The organism is uncultured Castellaniella sp. (genome assembly GCF_937988725.1).
In the GTDB taxonomy this organism is placed as follows: domain Bacteria; phylum Pseudomonadota; class Gammaproteobacteria; order Burkholderiales; family Burkholderiaceae_B; genus Castellaniella.
Genome location: NZ_CALKHS010000003.1, coordinates 212417 through 230047 on the forward strand (window position 1 = coordinate 212417; position 17631 = coordinate 230047).

Consider the following 17631-nt stretch of genomic DNA (forward strand, 5'->3'; position numbering starts at 1 on the left):
GCCTAGATCATGGGCAGGTAGGCGGGGCGCCGGCCTCTGGGGAATGCGGCGTCCAGCTGGCCGAGGTCGGCGGGCGTCAGGTCGAGCGCCCCGGCCTTCGCGTTTTCCTGGGCGTGGGCGACGGACGACGCCTTCGGAATGGCGAACACGCCGGCTTCCCGCGTCAGCCAGGCGAGCGCCACCTGGCGCGGCGTCGCGCCGTGGCGTTCGGCAACGGCGCGCAGCGCCCGTCCCGATGCGGATGCCTCGTCGGGAAAGTCTCCGTGCCCGAAGGGGCTGTAGGCGACCACGGCGACCTGGTGCGCCCGGCACCAGGGGATGACGGCGTGTTCGATGGCCCGTTCCCGCAGGTGGTACAGCACCTGGTTGCAGGCCAATTTGCCCGGACCCAGGATGGCCAGGGCTTCGTCCAGGTCCTCCACGTCGAAATTGCTGACCCCGAAGGCGCGGATCTTTCCGGCCTGCCGCAGGGCCTCGAACGCCTCGAAGGTTTCTTCCAGAGGGACGGCCCCGCGCCAGTGCAGCAGGTAGACGTCCAGATGGTCCGTGCCCAGCGCTTTGAGGGAGCGCTCGCAGGCTTTGATCACGCCCGTCCTGGACGCGTTGGACGGCAGCACCTTGGAAACCAGGAAGACCTCGTCGCGCCGTCCGCGAATCGCCTCGCCCACGACGGCCTCGGCGGCCCCCGAACCGTACATTTCGGCCGTGTCCAGATGGGTCATGCCCGCATCGATCCCGCGCTGCAGGGCGGCGACGGCCTCGCGGCGGTCGGCGTCTTCGATGTACCAGCTGCCCTGGCCCAGCACGGCGACCTGACGGCCGGTCGCGCCGAATTCCTGTGTTTTCATGACTCTGCTCCCGCAACGGATCTTTCGGCTGAAAAACAGCGCACATTTTAGGCCAGCGGGCCTTGGCGGCCTTCCGCCGACCGATCAGTATCCCGTGATCTTGGCGCGCAACTGCTTGGTGGCGCTGCGTTCGGTCTTGGCCTGCTGGCGGCGGCGCCGGGATCCTTGCGTGGGTCGGGTGGGGCGCCGTATCGCGGCGGTGGCGCCGGCCCGGTCGACGAGTTCCTGCAGACGCGCCAGCGCCTCCAGCCGGTTCTGAGCCTGGCTGCGGCTGGACTGCGCCTTGATCACGATCACCCCCGTCGCCGTGATGCGGTGATCGCGCAGGCTCAGCAGCCGTTCGCGGACGGCTTCGGGCAGCGAGGACGCCCGGATGTCGAAGCGCAGGTGGACGGCGCTCGACACCTTGTTGACGTTCTGACCGCCCGCGCCCTGGGCCCGGATGGCGGTGAACTCGACGTCCTGTTCCTGGATCGGGTGCCGGTGTTGCGTCACGACGGGTCGACCTCGCGCCACGCGCCGGGCTGCAGGCCTTCCAGGCTCCACGGCCCGATGCTCATGCGCACCAGGCGCAAGGTCGGCAGGCCCACGGCGGCCGTCATGCGCCGCACCTGGCGGTTGCGCCCTTCGTGAATCGTGATTTCCAGCCACGCGGTTGGGATGCTTTTGCGAAATCGCACCGGGGGATCCCGCGGCCAGAGCCGTGGCTCCGCCAGGAGGCGGGCCTGGGCGGGCAGGGTGGGGCCGTCCTTCAGAACCACGCCGGTGCGCAGACCTTGCAATTGATCCTCGGTCGGCTGGCCTTCGACCTGAACCCAATAGGTTTTCGCCATCTTGTATCGGGGATCGGCGATGCGCGCCTGCAGCCGGCCGTCGTTCGTCAGCAGGAGCAGGCCTTCGCTGTCGCGATCCAGCCGCCCCGCCGGATAGACGCCGGGCACGTCGACGAGGTCCTTCAGCGTGGCGCGCTCCTGGTCGTCGCTGAACTGGGTCAGCACGCCGAAGGGCTTGTTCAGCACCAGGAGGCGGGGTTGCGCGGGAGGCGCCTTGGCCACACGACGCATCCCGCCCGTGCGGGGGCGTCGACCCGGGGATCCATGGGTCATGGGAGGGACTCGGGTCGGAATTCATGAATGCTCATGCGGATATTCTAGCCGTCCCCGGGGCCGGCATTGGCGGACCGGGCGCTGCGCAAACCATGATCGACATGTTCCTCCACGGAGGGTTCAGGCTTAAAATCCGGAGATCGTCCGATGCCGAGGACAATATGACAGCGGAGGATCCATGGATGCATCGCTCGTTACGCCTGCGGATTCGCGGCCGGAGCTCATCCGGTGGCACTACCTCTGGTATGTCGCGGCGGCCCTGATCGTCCTGGTGGCGGCCATTCTCGCCGGGAATTTCTGGTTTCTCGACTGGGTCCACGTCATGAGCGGCGTATTGTGGACCGGCATCGACCTGTTCATGGGCTTCGTCATCGGCCCGATCATCCGCAGCGTGTCGATCCCCGTGCGCAAGGAAATCATCATCCGGCTGACGCCGGTCACCCTGTTCCTGATGCCGACCCTGTCCGTCATGACCGGGACGGCGGGCTGGTTCCTGGCGGTCCAGATGGGATTCATGCAATTGCCCTGGCCCCAGTTCGGCTGGATCGCCGCGGCGCTGGCGCTGGTGACGCTGATGACGATCCAGGGCCTGGGCTATCTGCTGCCCACCAGCGTGCGGGTGTGTCTCGAATTGCAGAAACCCGCCCCCGACGGCCCGAAGATCGGGCGCATGATGAGCCGGTTCTATTACGTGGTCGCCAGCCAGGGCGTCATGCAGATCGCCATCATCGTCGTCATGGCGAAGCTGGCCACCGGCGTGTGAGCGCGGCAGGCGTGCTCTAGGCGAGATCCTGAGCCTACGCATGTCTTGTCGTCTCGTGCTGGAACAGCTTCTGGCGCACTACCAGGCCAAATACCTCACGCCTATCGCTCGTTCAAGCTGGTTCGTGGGTAAGCCCTCTGTTTCAGGGGCCCCCGGAATCGCCGGCGCTTGATTGTGGGCACCGAGCTATATACAATTGCTATATACGTACTGACATTGCATCCAAGGGAGGCGATATGTCCATTGGTACCGTCTTTATCAATAACCGCACCCAGGCAGTCCGTCTTCCAGTGGAAGTGCGTCTGCCCGAGGGCGTGAGCAAGGTGCAGGTCCGAGTCAGAGGGAATGAGCGCATTCTGGCGCCCCTGGGGCAGTCCTGGGACAGTTTTTTCCGGGATGGTTCTGCCGTCAGCGATGATTTCATGCCTGAGCGTGCCAGCCAGCACCAATCAGAGCGGGAAGCGCTCTGATGCTGCGCTATTTATTGGACACCAATATTGTTATTTATGTCCTGAAGCAGCGCCCCGTCGAAATGCTGCCTATTTTCAATGCAAATGCCAGTCGCATGGCGATCTCTTCCATCACCTTGGCGGAACTTCTGCATGGCGCGGAGAAAAGCAGGCGCGTCAGCGAGAACCTGGCCGTTGTCGAAGATTTTTGCGGCCGCGTTGAAATATTGCCATATGGCGCCAAGGCTGCGCAGCACTATGGCTCCATACGCGCGGCTCTTGAAAAGCTGGGTCGGCCTATCGGGGTGAATGATCTGCACATTGCAGGTCACGCCCGCAGCGAAGGCTTGGTGTTGGTGACCAATAATGTGTCGGAATTTGCGCGCGTGCCGGCGTTGGAGATAGAGAACTGGGCTGACCGGGGGTGAGGCGGCAACGGCCTTTGAGTAGTGCTCAACGCTTAGTGTCGACCACCCGCACGGACCACCTTCCTGATTCTTCCTTCTGGATGGCCAGCCGAACGGCGTCCCCCCCTGTTCAGGCCGCGCGCTCCCACGCCATGTAGTCCGCGAAGGCCAGGTCCGGTGAGAAGCGCGGGACGTAGCCGAAATCCGCCTGCGCCCGCCGGATGCTGAAAGGCGGGCGGGGCGTCGGCGCGGCGACCCCGATGTTCAGCGCCGATGGTTCGTCGGAGATCTCGTAGGAGAATTCCGGGTAGACCGTCGCCAGGCGGTCGCACCAGTCGCTCGCGGACCAGCGGCGGCCCGACGAGACGTGGTAGAGCGCCTGGGGCAGGGCGTCGGGACTGGTCAGGATCCGCACGATGCCGTCCGCCACGTCCGTGGCGTAGACCCAGTCGTCGGGCAGGTGTTTCCGGAACACGGCGCGCTTGCCCGCCTGGGCCAGCCGCATCAGGCCGAACGGGATGCTGAGCGTGTCGCGCTGACCCGTGTCGTGCTCCCAGCGTCCGAAGCACGTTCCCACCCTGACCACGCCGACGTCGAGCCTTCCGGTGGCGCGATAGCGTATGGCGACTCTTTCGGCGGCGTACTTGGTGATGCCGTACAGCGTTTCGGGCACCGGCACGTCGTCGATTTCATCCAGACTGCCGTCCTGCTTCACCGAAGAACCGAAGACCGAGCCCGAACTCAGCTGGACGACCCGCCGCACGCCGCATTGTCTGGCGGCTTCCAGCACCTCGATGGCGCCGCCCAGGTTGACCGCCGCGACCAGATCCGGCTGCCGGGCCTCGCGTTCCGCGCCCGCCGTGATCGCCGCGGCGTGCACCAGCAGGCGCACCTTATGTCGGCGCATCGCTTCCATGAGACGCTGGCGGTCCCGCACGTCGCCGAGTTCGACGTCGATGGCGCCGGGTCCGGCCGCCATTTTGTCCACAAACGCGGCCGACGGCGCTTCCAGGCCGAAGGACACCACGTGCCGCCCGGCGGCCAGCAGCTGTTCCGCGACATTGAGGCCGACGAACCCGGCCCCTCCCGTAATCATGATCGTCATGAGCCCGCTTCCCGAGGTGTGCTGTTGAGCCAGCCGCGGACTCGCGTTGCGACGCCCGCCGGTCTGGGTCTGCGTACCATACCAAGGTTTTCGACACAGTTGTACGAATTAATTGTTGAATTAAGTGTTAACACTTATGTTCTCAAATGGATCGGCAAAATACTATGTGCGGGAATGCAGTCGCCGCTTCATCGAAGCCATGGGCAATACACATAACTACCGCCATCAGCGACCTGCATCGACAGCCCAGCCGGAAAACATATGGCGCAACCAGCTCTACAGGGAGACATGCGATGAGGATTACTTCAGCAATCAAGGGAACAATGGTGGGATTTGCGCTGCTGGGCATGATGCCCGCGCCGCAGGCCCTGGCCGCCCAGCACCTGCGCGTGACGGGCAACTTCCCGGTCGAACATTCGATTTCCAAAGCGATGGAAGTCTTCAAGCAGGAAGTGGAGAAGAACACCAAGGGAGAGCTCGTGATCGATCTCTTCCCCAACATGATGCTCGGCGGCGCCCAGGAAAACGTCGACCAGGCCAGGAACGGGACGACGTTCGGAACGATGCTCAGCGTGGCCTATCTTTCGCGGGTCGTCCCCGAATTCGAGGCCATCAGCCTGCCGTTCATCTTCGACTCGCGGGAAAAGGCCTACGGCGTGGTGGACGGCAAGGTCGGCAAGATCCTGGATGAAAAGATGGCGGCCAAAGGGTTCAAGGGACTGGGCTTTGGTGAACTCGGCTTCCGGAACGTGACGAACAACGTGCGCCCGATCGCCGAACTGAAGGACTTCAAGGACCTGAAGATCCGCCTGCAGCCGAATCAGGTCCATCTGGACACCTTCAGGGCCCTGGGAGCGAACCCGGTGTCGATGGACATCAGCGAAGTCTATTCGGCGCTTCAGCAAGGCGTTCTCGACGGGCAGGAAAATCCTTACGACAGCATCGCCACGCGCCGTTTCAATGAAGTCCAGAAGTACATATCGGGCAGCCGGCATTTGTTCGACTTCGCCGTGTTCGTCGCCAATAAACGAACCTTCGACAAGCTGAGCCCCGAGAACCAGGATATTGTCCTGAAGGCGGCCAATGCGGCCATGCAATGGCAGCGCAATCAGTCGGCGACCCAGGCCATGAAGTGGAAGGACGAGCTCATCAAGCGCGGCATGCAATATACGGAAATCACCAGCGATGCCCGCAAGGAAATGCAGAAAGCGACCTTGCCGGTGATCGAAAAGGTCAAGAAAAACATTGATCCGCAGGTCATCGACGCCGTGCTCTCCGAGGTGGGCGCGTGAGCGGCGCGGAAACCGTCGATAGCTCCAACGAGACGCGCAGCGCCCCCGTGCCGCCCAAGTGGTCGGGGAGCGCGCTGCAGCGTGTCGTGATGGGGGTCGATCGAGCCTCTTTCGGCCTGATCATCGTGACCATGGCCGCGATGACGATCATCGTGACCGCCCAGGTGCTTTGGCGGCACGTGCTCAACTCCTCGATCGACTCGGCCGATGAGCTGTCCCGCCTGCTTTTCGTCTGGGCGATGTTCCTCGCCATCCCTCACGGCATCAAGTACGGGGTTCACGTCGGCATCGACCTGATGGTCAGTTTCATGGCGCCCGCCGTCAAGGAACTGGTGTTCAGGCTGATGTCGCTTGCCGCGGCTGTCCTCATGGCCGCCGTGACGGTCGCCGCTTGGAGCGCCGCCCAGGGGCAATGGGAACAACTCATGCCGACGCTGCCGATCACGGCCGCGATCTTCTACATCGCCATTCTGACCTGCACCGCCCACTCCCTGCTGCACCTCGTGCTGTTCGCCTGGGGCGGATCTTCGATCTGGGGAGGTAAAACGCTATGACAATCGTCATGCTTGTGCTGTTCATTGTCTTTGCGTTCCTGGGAATGCCCCTGGCGTTCGCGCTGGGGTTCACTTCGCTGGGCGCGCTGTATCTTGGCGATTTCCCGGTCACCATGCTGGCTGAGCGCATGCTCTACGCCGTGAACAGCTTCCCCCTGATGGCCATCCCCCTGTTCATCATCGCCGGTGAACTGATGGTGAAGGCGGGCATGATGGAGCGCCTCGTGGCGTTTTCCAACAGCCTGGTGGGGCGGGTGCACGGCGGCCTGGCCAACGTGACCATTGTCGCGGGCACCATCCTGGCCGCGGTGAGCGGCGCCGCGGTGGCCAGCGCCAGCGCCCTGGGCAGCGCCCTGGTCCCGTCCTTGCGCAAATACTATCCCGATTCCTATTCCTGCGCGGTCATCGCTTCGGCGTCCAATCTGGGCCCCATCATCCCTCCCTCCAATGCGATGATCGTCTATGCCTTGATGGCCGGCTCCGCCGTTTCGGTCGGCGGGCTGTTCATGGCGGGCATCGTTCCCGGCGTCATCCTCTGCGCCGGCTTCATCTGCATCGCCAGCTATCTGTCCTGGAAGCGGAAGTACCCGCTGACCGGCCAGCCGTTCAATGCAAAGGTGGCGCTGCGCGAACTGCGCCGCGCCTACGCCATCCTGCTCATGCCGATCGTCGTCCTTGGCGGAATCATCAGCGGCTTGTTCACGGCGACCGAAGGCGCGGCGGTGGCGGTCGTCTATTCCGCGCTCATCGGTTTCTTCGCCACACGCAAGCTCAAACTCAGGGACGTGCCCGGCTGCCTGTTCAGAGCGGCTGTCGTGTCGGCCATGGTGGCCGCCCTGATCGCCTTCGCCGCCACCGTCACCTTCCTTTTCGCGGTGGAGATGGTGCCGCAGCAGCTGGCGCAGTGGATACAGTCCGTGACCACGGATCCCATGACGTTCGTGATCGCCACCATGGTCCTCCTGGTGATCGTCGGCATGTTCCTGGAATCCAACGCCGCGTACATCATGCTGGTGCCGCTGTTCGCGCCGATCGCGCAGACCTTCGGCATCGATCCGCTCTGGTTCGGCCTGCTGTTCGTGCTGAACCTGGTCATCGGCATGATGACCCCGCCGGTCGGGGTGCTGTATTTCGTCGTCTGCGGCATCACTCGGGTTCCGATGGGGCCTGTCGTCCGCGAATGCATCCCCTTCGTCGCGTATCAGTTCCTCGTCATGATTCTGTGCATGATCTTTCCATCCATCGTGACCTGGCTGCCACGCGCCTTGGGATATTGATCCGCCGCAGGCGTAAGCCTGCGGCAAGTTTAGGGAACCGTCATGCGTCTGCTTGTCATCAATCCGAACATCTCCACCAGCGTCAGCGATCTCATCGAGGCCGAAGCCAGGCGCGCCGCGGCCGACGATACTCAGATCACCATGCTGACCGCGCAATTCGGCGTGGCCTACATCGAAACCCGGTTCGAATCGCTGATCGCCGGCTATGCGACCTCCATCCTTGCGGCGGAGCATGCGCCGGCGCACGACGCGGTGATCGTGGCGGCTTTCGGGGATCCCGGCGTCACGGGCCTGCGCGAGGCGCTGGACATCCCCGTCGTCGGCATGACCGAAGCCGCCCTGATGAGCGCGTGCCTGCTGGGGCAGCGCTTTTCGATCATCGCGATTTCGTCCCGGATCACCGCCTGGTATCGCGAGAACGTCGAGCGCAACGGCCTGATATCGCGGCTGGCCAGCATCCGCAATCTGGAGAGCCCGCTGAGGGACATCGGATCCGTCCAGGAAGACCATGCCGAAAAGCTGATCGCCTTGTGCAACGATGCGGTCGAGCACGATCATGCGGACAGCATCATTCTGGCGGGCGCCCCGTTGGCCGGGCTGGCGCGCCGCGTCAGGGACCAGTTGCCGGTGCCCGTCGTCGATGGCGTCTCCAGCGCGGTGTGCCACGCGCAGACGCTCGCCCGCCTGGCGCCCGTCGGGGCGAGCAAGGGCAGTTTCGCCCGGCCTCCCGTCAAGCCCAACGCGGGCCTGCCGGAGCCGATCGTCAGGCTTCTGGGCAGGCAGCCAGCGGGAAATCGATAGGGGCTTCGCGCGCGCCGAATTGATAAAATAGGGCGCCTACGACCTAGAAATGAACCAGTGACTACGACACGACCCGGGAAGAACAGATACCGTCGAGGCGATCTTGGTGCTGCGGAGATCGCCGCCAAACTGTACTCCGCCATTCTCGAACACCGTATCCCTCCCGGGACCAAGCTCGCCGAAAGTCGCCTGGCGACGATATTTGCCGTGAACCGCACCCGCATCCGCGAGGTGCTCTCCCGGCTCGCGTACGAACAGGTGGTAGAACTCGTGCCGCATCACGGCGCGCACGTCGCCAAGCCCAGCGTGGAAGACGCCAGGGATGTCTTCGAAGCAAGGCGCCTGATCGAACCCTTCACGGTTCGCAAGCTCACGGACACCCTGACTGCCGAGAAGACCGTGAAGCTGCGGGAACACCTGGACATGGAGGCGGAGGCGCGGCGCGTCCCGGACGAACCTAGCATCATCCGGCTGTCGGGCGAGTTCCACGTGCTGCTTGCGGACCTGGCCGAGAATGCCGCCTTGCTGCGCACGATCCGCGAACTGTCCATGCGAACCTGCCTGATCATCAGCCTGTACAGCAAGTCCACCACGCAAAGTTGCCGGGCGGATGAACACGAGAGCATCGCCGAATCCATCATCCGCCGGGATGCGGATGCCGCCGTGGCGCTGATTCTGGAACACTTCGACCACGTCCAGGGCAGCCTGGAACTGGACCGGCAGGCGGGGGACGTCGACCTCGAGGGGCTGTTCGCCGAGATGTGAGGCCCGGGTCTCATATCCGGTCTTCATCGTGAAGATTTGCGTCGGTCCCGCCCGCTGCCGTGTTCTTGCCGCCCTGTCACAGCCAAGGAGCCAGGGTCTGGTCGGCGACGTCCGCCCAGCCTCGGTTGGCCGTGGGGTTGGCCGGGCTGGGGTGCAGCAGGTAGGCGGTCGGGATGCCGGCCCCCGTGATGAGCTGCGCCCGGCTATGGGCGAAGCGTCCGATGCCGACCACCACGCGCGGCCTGATGGCGTGGATCACGGCGCCCAGCGCCGCGTCGCAGATGCCGAACAGCGGCTCGCGTTCGGCCTTGTGCAATTGTTCCGGGACCAGGTTGCGGTTGTGGCGCAGAAACAGCAAGGGGCAGTAGTTCCAGACGAAGATGTCCTGGAAGAACCGGGCGGGACTGTCGAAGCGCCGCCGCGCCCAACCCCAGAAGCGATCCCCGCTGCCTTCGCTGCGGCGGCAGGCGAAACCGGTGATCGGGTATTTTTCGTGCTGGCCGGGCAGAGGCCCGCCCAGAGGCTTTTCGATTTCCAGCCAGTCGCGCGCCATGGAGACTTCCCCGAAGGGGACGCCGGTCTGGGCCATGCCCCAGGGGCCGGGATTCATGCCGACCAGCAGGATCCGGCCCGTCCGGGCGCCGTGCCGTTGCAAGTATTCACGGTGCGCCGACCACATGTAGATCAGCGGGTTGTAGACGTGGCTGGCGCTGGGGAATGACAGCACCTGCAGGCTGCCCGCGAGCACGCGGGCGATGGCCGTGCTGGCGTTGTCCAGATCGGGGGCGGATCTTGTGGTCATGGATCTTGCGTGGGCGGCGCCGGAACCGGCGGCTTTCCTCGGAAGCATTCATTATAGGCAGGATGGTTCGCAGCGGTCCCGGGCCATCGGGCCGTATCATACGGAAGGACGAACTCGCGATTCACGCAGAACTGGCAGCAGCATGGCGACACCTTTGATTCCATCCTTGCCGAACGACGCCGACAGAGGCCAATGGCTTCAGCAGATACGAGACTGGGCGCGCGAACTGGGGTTTTCCCAGATCGGCGTCTCGGGGGTGGACCTGTCCTCGGCCGAACCGCTTCTGCTGCAATGGCTGGCCCTGGGCTACCACGGCGACCTGCATTACATGGAACGGCATGGCCTCAAGCGCGCGCGCCCGGCCGAGCTGGTTCCCGGCACGGTCAGCGTGATCACCGCGCGCATGCCCTACCTGCCGCGCGGCACCACCCCGCCCGACTGGCGGGAGCGCGAACTGTCGCGGCTGGAGGATCCGGGCGAGGGCGTGGTTTCGCTGTATGCCCGGGGACGCGACTATCACAAGGTCGTGCGCTCGCGTCTGCAAAAGCTGTGCGGCCGCATCGAGGCGCTGGTCGGCCCGTTCGGTTATCGCGTTTTTTCGGATTCGGCGCCGGTGCTGGAAAAGGAGCTGGCCAGCCGCAGCGGACAGGGGTGGCGCGGCAAGCATTCCATGGTGCTCTCGCGCGATGCGGGGTCGATGTTCTTCCTGGGCGAGATCTTCGTGGATTTCGCGCTGGAGCCCACGGATCCGGTCAGCGACCATTGCGGCACCTGCACCGCCTGCATCGACGTCTGCCCCACGGGCGCCATCGTCGCGCCGGGCGTGGTCGATGCGCGCCGCTGCATTTCCTATCTCACCATCGAAAACCACGGCCCCATTCCCGAGGATTTGCGGCCGCTGATGGGCAATCATATCTATGGCTGTGACGACTGCCAGACGATCTGCCCCTGGAACAAATACGCCCGGACCACGGAGCTGCCCGATTTCGATGAGCGCTCGCTGCTGGTCGGCCGCCGGCTGGTGGATCTGTTCGCCTGGGACGAGGAAACGTTCCTCAAGCGCACCGAGGGCGGGCCGATCCGGCGCATCGACCACGAACGCTGGTTGCGCAATATCGCCGTGGCGCTGGGCAATGCGCTGCGCCAGGCCGATGCGAGCCAGGCCCCGGCGTTACGCGCCGCCTTGCTGAGCCGCGCCGATCATGAAAGCGCCCTGGTGCGCGAACACGTCGCCTGGGCGCTGGCGCAGCGATCCTGCCCCGATGAGCCGGCGCCATCGGGCGGCGGGCGCGTCGACAGAAAAAGCCCCTGAAACCCAGTCATCGTCGTTCTGTTCGTATCAGAAGCCGGGCGGGCTACCCGGCCGCCTTCGGTGCCTTTTTGTGTTTCGCCAGGTACATGGCCTGGTCAGCGTGCTTGAGGAGCTGTTGCGCAAGCTCGCCATGTTCGGGGTAATGCGCGATCCCGATGCTGGGCGCGATGCTCAGGGTATGGCCGTCCAGAATGAACGGGCGGCTCATGGCTTCGTGGATCTTTGCCGCGATCGCCGCGGCCTGTCCGGCTTCGGGAGCGCGCTGGAGGAGCACCACGAACTCATCGCCGCCGATACGCGCCACGGTGTCCGACTCGCGCACGCATTGCATCAGGCGATTGGCGACTTCCTGCAGCAGCAGGTCGCCGACGCTGTGGCCCAGGGTGTCGTTGACCGGCTTGAACCGGTCCAGGTCGATATACAGCACGGACAGCCGTTCGCGTTCCCGCCGCGCCATTGCCAGGGCCGTCCTGAGCCGGTCGTACAGCAGCCCGCGATTGGGCAGTCCGGTCAGTTGATCGTATTGCGCCATGTGCTGAAGCCGGGCTTGCATGCGCTGGCTTTCTATGGCGGTGGCGATCTGGGCGGAGATGAACTGCAGCAATTCCTGGTCTTTCTCGTTGTAGCGCGCGCCGCCCGGGTAGCTCTTCAGCACCAGCACGCCGATGGTGCCCTGGTGCGATTTGAGAGGCACGCCCAGCCGGCAAAGCGGACGGGGGCCGGCATGCACGCCCGGTTCGTCCGCCATGGCCGTTTCCTGCGACAGCAGGAGCGGCTGCCCGCTTTGCAGGATCCTCGCGTACAGCGTCCCGGCCAGCGGTCTGTAGGGTTCGGGCTTGCGGTCGTATTCGTCCGCGTAGTATGGAAAACTCAGCAATTCCGTTTTCTCGTCGTATAGCGCGACGGAGAAATTGTCCGCCGGGAGCAGGGCGCCGACGATCCGGTGAATGCGCTGAATCAGCGTGAGCAGGTCCTGCGCGCCTTGGGAAGCTTCGGAGATCGCATAAAGCGCAGCCTGGATCGCCTCGGCGTGCTTGCGCTCGGTGATGTCGCGCGCCACGCCGATGCGCACCTGATCCTCTGGCGACCAGCGTGTCGCCCACATGAGATGGACGATCTGTCCGTCCTTGCGCACGTAGCGATTCTCGAAGTGAAGCTGGGGGTGGCCGGACATGATCGCGGTCACCGATTGCCGGGTCCGTTCGCGGTCTTCCGGCAGCATGAGGTCGAACATGTTCATGCCGACCATCTCTTCGGGCGTGTACCCGAGGATGCGTTCGCATGCGGCGCTGGCGAACACCACCCGCGCGTCGATATCGACCGCGAACACCGCATCCATGAGGAGGTCGATGAAGTTGGCATCGGGCGTGTAGGTTCTTTTCCGCATGGAAAACTATAGGTTCGGCTCCGGGCTATGCCGTCAAGCATACTGTGATCGCGGGTCGAAGCATATGCCGGGGGTGCCCGGGGCGGGGCCGAAATGGAAAGAGCCCCCATGCAGCGCCTGTGGCTAGCCGCGCCTGTCCGGCCCGAAGCCCCGCGGTTCGAATCCGGCATCCTCCACCGTCTGCCGGATCTTGCGGGTGATCTCGAGCGCCCCCGCCGTATCCCCGTGCACCAGGATCGAGTCCGCCGGCATTTTCAGGACGGTGCCGTCGATGGCCGCCACCTCGCCCTCCAGCAGCACCCGCCGCACCCTGCGGCAGATGGCGTCCGGATCGTGGATGACCGCGCCGGGGGTGCCGCGGCCGACCAGCAAGCCCTCCGGGGTGTAGGCGCGGTCGGCGAGAAACGAGGCCACGACGTCGATGCCCAGCGCCTGGGCCGCCCTGTGCGCCGCCGTGTGCGGCGGGATGACGAATTTGAGGTCGGGATCGAAGTCCTTGAATGCCGACAAGGCGGCGCGGGCGATGGCTTCGTCGGCGAAGCACAGATTGCCCAGGGCGCCATGGAAGTTCGCATGGCTCAGGCGCAGGCCGGCTTGCCGCGCAAAAGCGTCCAGCGCGCCGAGCTGGTAGAGCGACATGCGGGCGATTTCATCGGGTGTATAAGCGATGTGTCGCCGCCCGAAGCCCTGGCGATCCGGGTATCCGATGTGAGCGCCTATCCGCACGCCGTGCTGCGCCGCCAGGGCGACGGTGCGGGCCATGGTGGTGAAATCGCCGGCGTGGAAACCGCAGGCGATATTGGCCGAAGTGATCAGTGCCATCAGGGAGGCGTCATCGGCCATGGCGTAATCGCCGAAGCCTTCGCCCAGATCGGCGTTGAGGTCTATGCTTTTCAAGTCGGCTCCTTTCTCTCTGTTGCGGACGTTCATCGAAACGGGGGGCGCTTAGCTGAAACGCCGGCGGGCAAGTTCGCAGCGCTTCGCGATTTCGTCCAGGAATTTTTCGTGCCTCTGGTGTATGGCCCGGGCCTGGGCGGGATCGCACAGGCTGAAGCGCACGCATTCCCCGGGGCGCAGTTGCGCGAAGCGGTGCAAGTCGGTCTGCAGCACGGTGGCGATGACCGGATAGCCTCCACTGGTATTGCCGTCGCACAGCTGCACCATGGGGCGTCCCGAAGGCGGCAGTTGCACCACGCCTGGCATGATGCCGTGCGAGCGCATCTCGCGGCGGTTCGGCAGAGGAATTTCGGGCCCTTCCAGCAGGCAGCCCACACGGTTGCTTTGCGCCGATACTGCCCAGGCCGTCCGTGTCAGTACATTTCGCGCCTCTGTCGCGATGTCGGCCCACTGAGGGCCTGGCAGGATGTGGACCACCGGTTCCGGATGCGCCTCGGCACCCGAGGCGACGTCGTACGGGTTCAGCAGCCAGGGGCACAGGCCGAGGCCGGGATTCGGTCGGCGCAGCGGCGGGCTGTCATGCAGGGGCAGTTGATCGCCTCGTTTGATCGCCCTGCCTTGGTGGCCGCCGAAACCGCCTTTCAGGTCGGTGGAGGCCGAGCCCAGCACGAGGGCTTCGGCAATGCCGCCGCGCACCGCCAGGTAGCTGCGTACCCCGGTCTGTGTTTCTCCCAGCCGCAGGGTCTGACCGGCCCGCACGCTGCAGGCCCACCAGTTCGGCAGAGCCTGATCGTCCAGCATGGCGTGCGTGCGGGCGCCGGTCAGCGCGATCTCGGTGTCGGCGCTGAAGGCGAAGCTGGCATTGCCCAGTGTGATCTCCAGGCCTGCCGCCCCGGCGGGGTTGCCTAGCATCAGGTTGGCGATCGACAGGGCCAGGGTGTCCATGGCGCCGCTTAAACCCACGCCCAAGTGGCGGTGGGCGAGGCGCCCCAGGTCCTGCACGGAGCTCGCGTAGCCCGCTCGTGTCACCGTGATCATGTATGCAGCTCCTGGACCTGGAAGCGCACGGTATCGCCGGGCGCGAACAGGGCGGGCGAAGACTGGGCGGCGTCGAAGCATTCGAGCTGCGTCTTGCCGATGACGTGCCAGCCCGAAGGCGTGGTGCGGGACTGGATGCCTGTCTGGCTGCCGCCTATCATGATGGCGCCGGCCTCGACCTTGGGCCTTGGCGAGGGGCGGCGCGGCACGGCCAGGCCGGGGTTCAGGCCGCCCAGGTAGGCGAAGCCGGGCTGGCTGCCCAGGGCGTAGACGATGTAGTGGCCGGCCGCGTGCCGTCGCACGTATTCCTCCGGAGCCAGGCCCGCGTGCCGGGCCACCGAGTCCAGATCGGGACCGTATGCGCCGCCGTAGCGCACCGGGACGACGACTTCGCGGCTATCCGGATTGCCGGCCTGGATGGTGTGCCACGCCTGTTCCATGCGTCGGCGGACGGCGTCGAGGTCCGGCGGCATGTGCCTGAAGATCACCAGGAAGTTGTTCATTCCCGGCACGACTTCGAGCACGTCCGCGCAGGCGCCCAGGCGCCGGGACACGGCCCAGACGCGCTGCTGCAGATCGGGCCGGGACACGGGGTCGCCGGCCAGGCCGGCGTCGCACAGGACGGCGTATTCGCCCAGGCGGGCGCATTGGAGCGCGCCATGGCCTGTGGAGGGATGAGATCTGGACATGATGCGAGTGGTCAGCTTTGCAGTTGGCGCGAGAAATCGCAGGTTCCCTTGGCGATCTCCACGCTTTCTTCGATGAAGGCGGAGGGGCGGTCGGAGCGGTACATGGCCGCATAGGGGACGGGGGGCAGCGCCGGGGTGACCGGAATGATCTCCAGCTTGCCGGCGTCGACCAGGGGCTGGAAGCAGGCGCGTGGGAAATAGCTGACCCCCAGGCCGGCCGCGGTCAGGCCCAGCATGGCGTTCAGGCTGTCGCTGGAGATGAGGCGGGAGATCCCCACTCCCTGCTCCTTGAGCCAGCGATTGAAGTGCAGGCCCGAGCCCGAGCGCGAGCCTTGCGCGAGGATGGGATGCTGCACCAGTTCGTCCAGGCGCAGGGCCCGGTCGAGTTTCTTGATCATCCCGGGTCGCGCCATCCAGATGTTCTCCACCGAGGCCAGATGCACCGCGGCGATGTCGTGATCGCGGAAGGTCTCGGGCACGATGATGAGATCCACGGAGCCTTCCCGCAGCCGATCGAAGAGGGCGCGGCTCATGTCCACTTCGGGCTCGATGATGATCTTGGGATAGTGGGCCTGCAGGGCGACGATCAGTCGGGGGAGCCAGGTCCAGGCGGTGAGTTCGGTCACCCCCAGCTTGAGTTTCCTGGCGGGATGCGCGCGCTGGCTTTTGAGATGCAGGATCTGTTCTCCCAAGCCCAGGATCTGCTGGGCCAGCAGCAGCAGTTCTTCGCCTTTCTCGGTGAGCCGCGCCCCGCGCTGGGAACGGTCGAACACTTCGATGTCGCTGATGCTCTCCAGTTCCTGGATGCGTTTGGAAACGGCGGATTGAGTGGTGCACAGTCGGGCGGCCGCTTTTTCGAACGTGCCCAGTTCGGCGATCCAGTACAGCGCTTCAAGCTGCTTGAATGACACCATGGCCATGATCCATTCCTTTTTCCCATCGGGTTCTATTCTTTTTTATTATGAATAAAAGAGATGGTTAATTATAACTATTTATCTCTTTAATGAATACTCTATCTTCCCTAGAATTCTTGACAACCGCAAGACTCGTCAGAAAGGCCCCTGTGCCAGTGAGGCGGGCAAGACCAGACCATGAGCACATGGCCGATCACTATGACTTTGGAGACATCATGATGGTACCGACCCGAATCAAGACCTTTTTTGCCGCGGCCGCCCTGGGCATGCTGACGAGCGCCGGCGCTCAGGCGGCGACCACCTGGGATCTCCCCCTGGCCTGGCCCGAAAGCAATTACATCGTCAAATACGTGGGGCAGTTCGCCGAGGAGGTCAAGCAGGCCACGGGCGGGGAGGTGCAGATCACCCTGCATCCCTCGGGCTCGCTGGGGTTCAAGGGCCCCGAGATGCTGAGCGCCGTGCGCGATGGACTGGTGCCCATCGGCGACATGCTGCTGAACCAGCAAGTGGGTTTCAATCCCTTGCTGGGGCTGGAATCCCTGCCGTTCATGATCGACGACTTTCAAGGGCTGAAAGACTTCGGCAAGGCCTATCTGCCCTTGCTGGATGAAATCTATGCCGCCAACAATCAGAAGATCCTGTTCCGCATCCCATGGCCGCAGCAGCAGATCTACACCCGCAAGGAAGTGAAGTCGCTGGATGATCTGCAAGGCGTGAAGATCCGTTCGTACGATCGTTCTTCGACCGCGATCTTCCGGGCGATCGGCATGAGCCCGGTCCAGTTGCCCTGGAGCGACGTGGTTCCCGCGCTGGCGGCCGGCACCATAGACGCGGTGGCGACGTCTTCGCCCTCGGCCGTGGACGGCTCGTTCTGGGAGTTGCTGAAATATGGCTACCCCACTCGCCAGACCTGGAACACCGACGTCATCAGCGTGAACCTGGATGCCTGGAACAGCCTGAGCGAAAAAGACCGCAAGGCCATCGTCGAGGTCGCCCGGCGCCTGGAGCCGGAATTCTGGGACAAGGCCGATGCCAATGACAAGGTGATGATGGACAAGCTGGCCGGGCACGGCATGGTCAACGGCTCGTTGAGCGACGCGATGCGCGCGCAGTTGCGCGACAAGGCGGCCGCGATACGCAACGACACCATCGCCAAGCTGGGCCCGAAAGCCCAGGCCGTGGTGGACGCCTACCAGAAGCGCTGAGCGCCGACGCGGGCCGATCG

The 17631-nt window shown here is 64.6% G+C and carries 20 protein-coding genes; 10 read left to right on the top strand and 10 right to left on the bottom strand.

Going from position 1 to position 17631, the window contains the following annotated elements:
• Positions 1–2 precede the first annotated feature (2 nt).
• The 3 genes from Q0263_RS02435 to Q0263_RS02445 all read right to left on the bottom strand — a co-directional run bounded on the left by Q0263_RS02435 (position 3) and on the right by Q0263_RS02445 (position 1912).
• Positions 3–848, bottom strand: coding sequence for an aldo/keto reductase (locus Q0263_RS02435; RefSeq protein WP_298012997.1), 846 nt, complete (start codon positions 846–848; stop codon positions 3–5).
• Between the two features lie 84 nt (positions 849–932).
• Positions 933–1343, bottom strand: a complete 411-nt coding sequence (arfB, locus tag Q0263_RS02440; RefSeq protein ID WP_298012999.1) for an alternative ribosome rescue aminoacyl-tRNA hydrolase ArfB — start codon at positions 1341–1343, stop codon at positions 933–935.
• Complete coding sequence (locus Q0263_RS02445; RefSeq protein ID WP_298013379.1) at positions 1340–1912, bottom strand: pseudouridine synthase; 573 nt, start codon at positions 1910–1912, stop codon at positions 1340–1342. Before Q0263_RS02445 ends, arfB begins: the two co-directional genes overlap by 4 nt.
• Positions 1913–2132: 220 nt before the next feature.
• Between Q0263_RS02445 and Q0263_RS02450 the strand changes: the two genes are divergently transcribed.
• The 3 genes from Q0263_RS02450 (at position 2133) to Q0263_RS02460 (ending at position 3594) form a co-directional block, all read left to right on the top strand.
• On the top strand, positions 2133–2717 hold the full coding sequence (locus Q0263_RS02450; RefSeq protein WP_298013001.1) for a hypothetical protein: 585 nt from the start codon (positions 2133–2135) through the stop codon (positions 2715–2717).
• Positions 2718–2953: 236 nt separating this feature from the next.
• A complete protein-coding gene (vapB, locus tag Q0263_RS02455; RefSeq protein WP_298013002.1) occupies positions 2954–3187 on the top strand; it encodes a type II toxin-antitoxin system VapB family antitoxin in 234 nt (77 codons plus the stop codon).
• Complete coding sequence (locus Q0263_RS02460; RefSeq protein WP_298013004.1) at positions 3187–3594, top strand: type II toxin-antitoxin system VapC family toxin; 408 nt, start codon at positions 3187–3189, stop codon at positions 3592–3594. Before vapB ends, Q0263_RS02460 begins: the two co-directional genes overlap by 1 nt.
• A 109-nt stretch (positions 3595–3703) precedes the next feature.
• Here the strand turns inward: Q0263_RS02460 and Q0263_RS02465 are convergent, their stop codons facing one another.
• On the bottom strand, positions 3704–4678 hold the full coding sequence (locus tag Q0263_RS02465; protein ID WP_298013005.1) for an NAD(P)-dependent oxidoreductase: 975 nt from the start codon (positions 4676–4678) through the stop codon (positions 3704–3706).
• A 146-nt stretch (positions 4679–4824) separates the two neighbouring features.
• Between Q0263_RS02465 and Q0263_RS02470 the strand changes: the two genes are divergently transcribed.
• The 5 genes from Q0263_RS02470 to Q0263_RS02490 are packed head-to-tail and all read left to right on the top strand — an operon-like array spanning position 4825 to position 9367.
• Positions 4825–5970 (top strand): TRAP transporter substrate-binding protein, encoded by a 1146-nt coding sequence (locus Q0263_RS02470; protein WP_298013007.1) that lies wholly within the window; start codon positions 4825–4827, stop codon positions 5968–5970.
• Entirely contained in the window at positions 5967–6524 is a 558-nt protein-coding gene (locus tag Q0263_RS02475; protein ID WP_298013009.1) for a TRAP transporter small permease, read from the top strand. Before Q0263_RS02470 ends, Q0263_RS02475 begins: the two co-directional genes overlap by 4 nt.
• The gene (locus Q0263_RS02480; RefSeq protein ID WP_298013010.1) at positions 6521–7801 is read left to right on the top strand and encodes a TRAP transporter large permease; all 1281 of its coding nucleotides are present in this window, start codon (positions 6521–6523) and stop codon (positions 7799–7801) included. The genes Q0263_RS02475 and Q0263_RS02480 overlap by 4 nt, the downstream gene beginning before the upstream one ends.
• A gap of 42 nt (positions 7802–7843) precedes the next feature.
• Positions 7844–8602 carry an aspartate/glutamate racemase family protein gene (locus Q0263_RS02485; RefSeq protein WP_298013012.1) on the top strand — a complete coding sequence of 253 codons (759 nt, stop codon included), beginning with the start codon at positions 7844–7846 and terminating at the stop codon, positions 8600–8602.
• Positions 8603–8659: 57 nt separating this feature from the next.
• Positions 8660–9367: a GntR family transcriptional regulator gene (locus Q0263_RS02490; protein ID WP_298013013.1), complete on the top strand. Its 708-nt coding sequence runs from the start codon at positions 8660–8662 to the stop codon at positions 9365–9367.
• Positions 9368–9443: 76 nt separating this feature from the next.
• Here the strand turns inward: Q0263_RS02490 and Q0263_RS02495 are convergent, their stop codons facing one another.
• Positions 9444–10169 carry a uracil-DNA glycosylase family protein gene (locus tag Q0263_RS02495; protein ID WP_298013015.1) on the bottom strand — a complete coding sequence of 242 codons (726 nt, stop codon included), beginning with the start codon at positions 10167–10169 and terminating at the stop codon, positions 9444–9446.
• Between the two features lie 205 nt (positions 10170–10374).
• Between Q0263_RS02495 and queG the strand changes: the two genes are divergently transcribed.
• On the top strand, positions 10375–11481 hold the full coding sequence (gene queG / locus Q0263_RS02500) for a tRNA epoxyqueuosine(34) reductase QueG (RefSeq protein ID WP_298013381.1): 1107 nt from the start codon (positions 10375–10377) through the stop codon (positions 11479–11481).
• A gap of 43 nt (positions 11482–11524) precedes the next feature.
• Here the strand turns inward: queG and Q0263_RS02505 are convergent, their stop codons facing one another.
• The 5 genes from Q0263_RS02505 to Q0263_RS02525 form a co-directional block, all read right to left on the bottom strand.
• Complete coding sequence (locus tag Q0263_RS02505) at positions 11525–12868, bottom strand: diguanylate cyclase (protein ID WP_298013017.1); 1344 nt, start codon at positions 12866–12868, stop codon at positions 11525–11527.
• Between the two features lie 123 nt (positions 12869–12991).
• Positions 12992–13765: a 5-oxoprolinase subunit PxpA gene (locus tag Q0263_RS02510; RefSeq protein ID WP_298013019.1), complete on the bottom strand. Its 774-nt coding sequence runs from the start codon at positions 13763–13765 to the stop codon at positions 12992–12994.
• 48 nt (positions 13766–13813) lie between these two features.
• On the bottom strand, positions 13814–14803 hold the full coding sequence (locus tag Q0263_RS02515; protein ID WP_298013021.1) for a biotin-dependent carboxyltransferase family protein: 990 nt from the start codon (positions 14801–14803) through the stop codon (positions 13814–13816).
• Positions 14800–15492, bottom strand: a complete 693-nt coding sequence (gene pxpB / locus Q0263_RS02520) for a 5-oxoprolinase subunit PxpB (RefSeq protein WP_298013023.1) — start codon at positions 15490–15492, stop codon at positions 14800–14802. Before pxpB ends, Q0263_RS02515 begins: the two co-directional genes overlap by 4 nt.
• An 11-nt stretch (positions 15493–15503) precedes the next feature.
• Positions 15504–16412, bottom strand: coding sequence for a LysR family transcriptional regulator (locus Q0263_RS02525; protein WP_298013025.1), 909 nt, complete (start codon positions 16410–16412; stop codon positions 15504–15506).
• A gap of 209 nt (positions 16413–16621) precedes the next feature.
• Between Q0263_RS02525 and Q0263_RS02530 the strand changes: the two genes are divergently transcribed.
• A complete protein-coding gene (locus Q0263_RS02530; RefSeq protein ID WP_298013027.1) occupies positions 16622–17611 on the top strand; it encodes a TRAP transporter substrate-binding protein in 990 nt (329 codons plus the stop codon).
• The last annotated feature ends 20 nt before the right edge of the window (positions 17612–17631 follow it).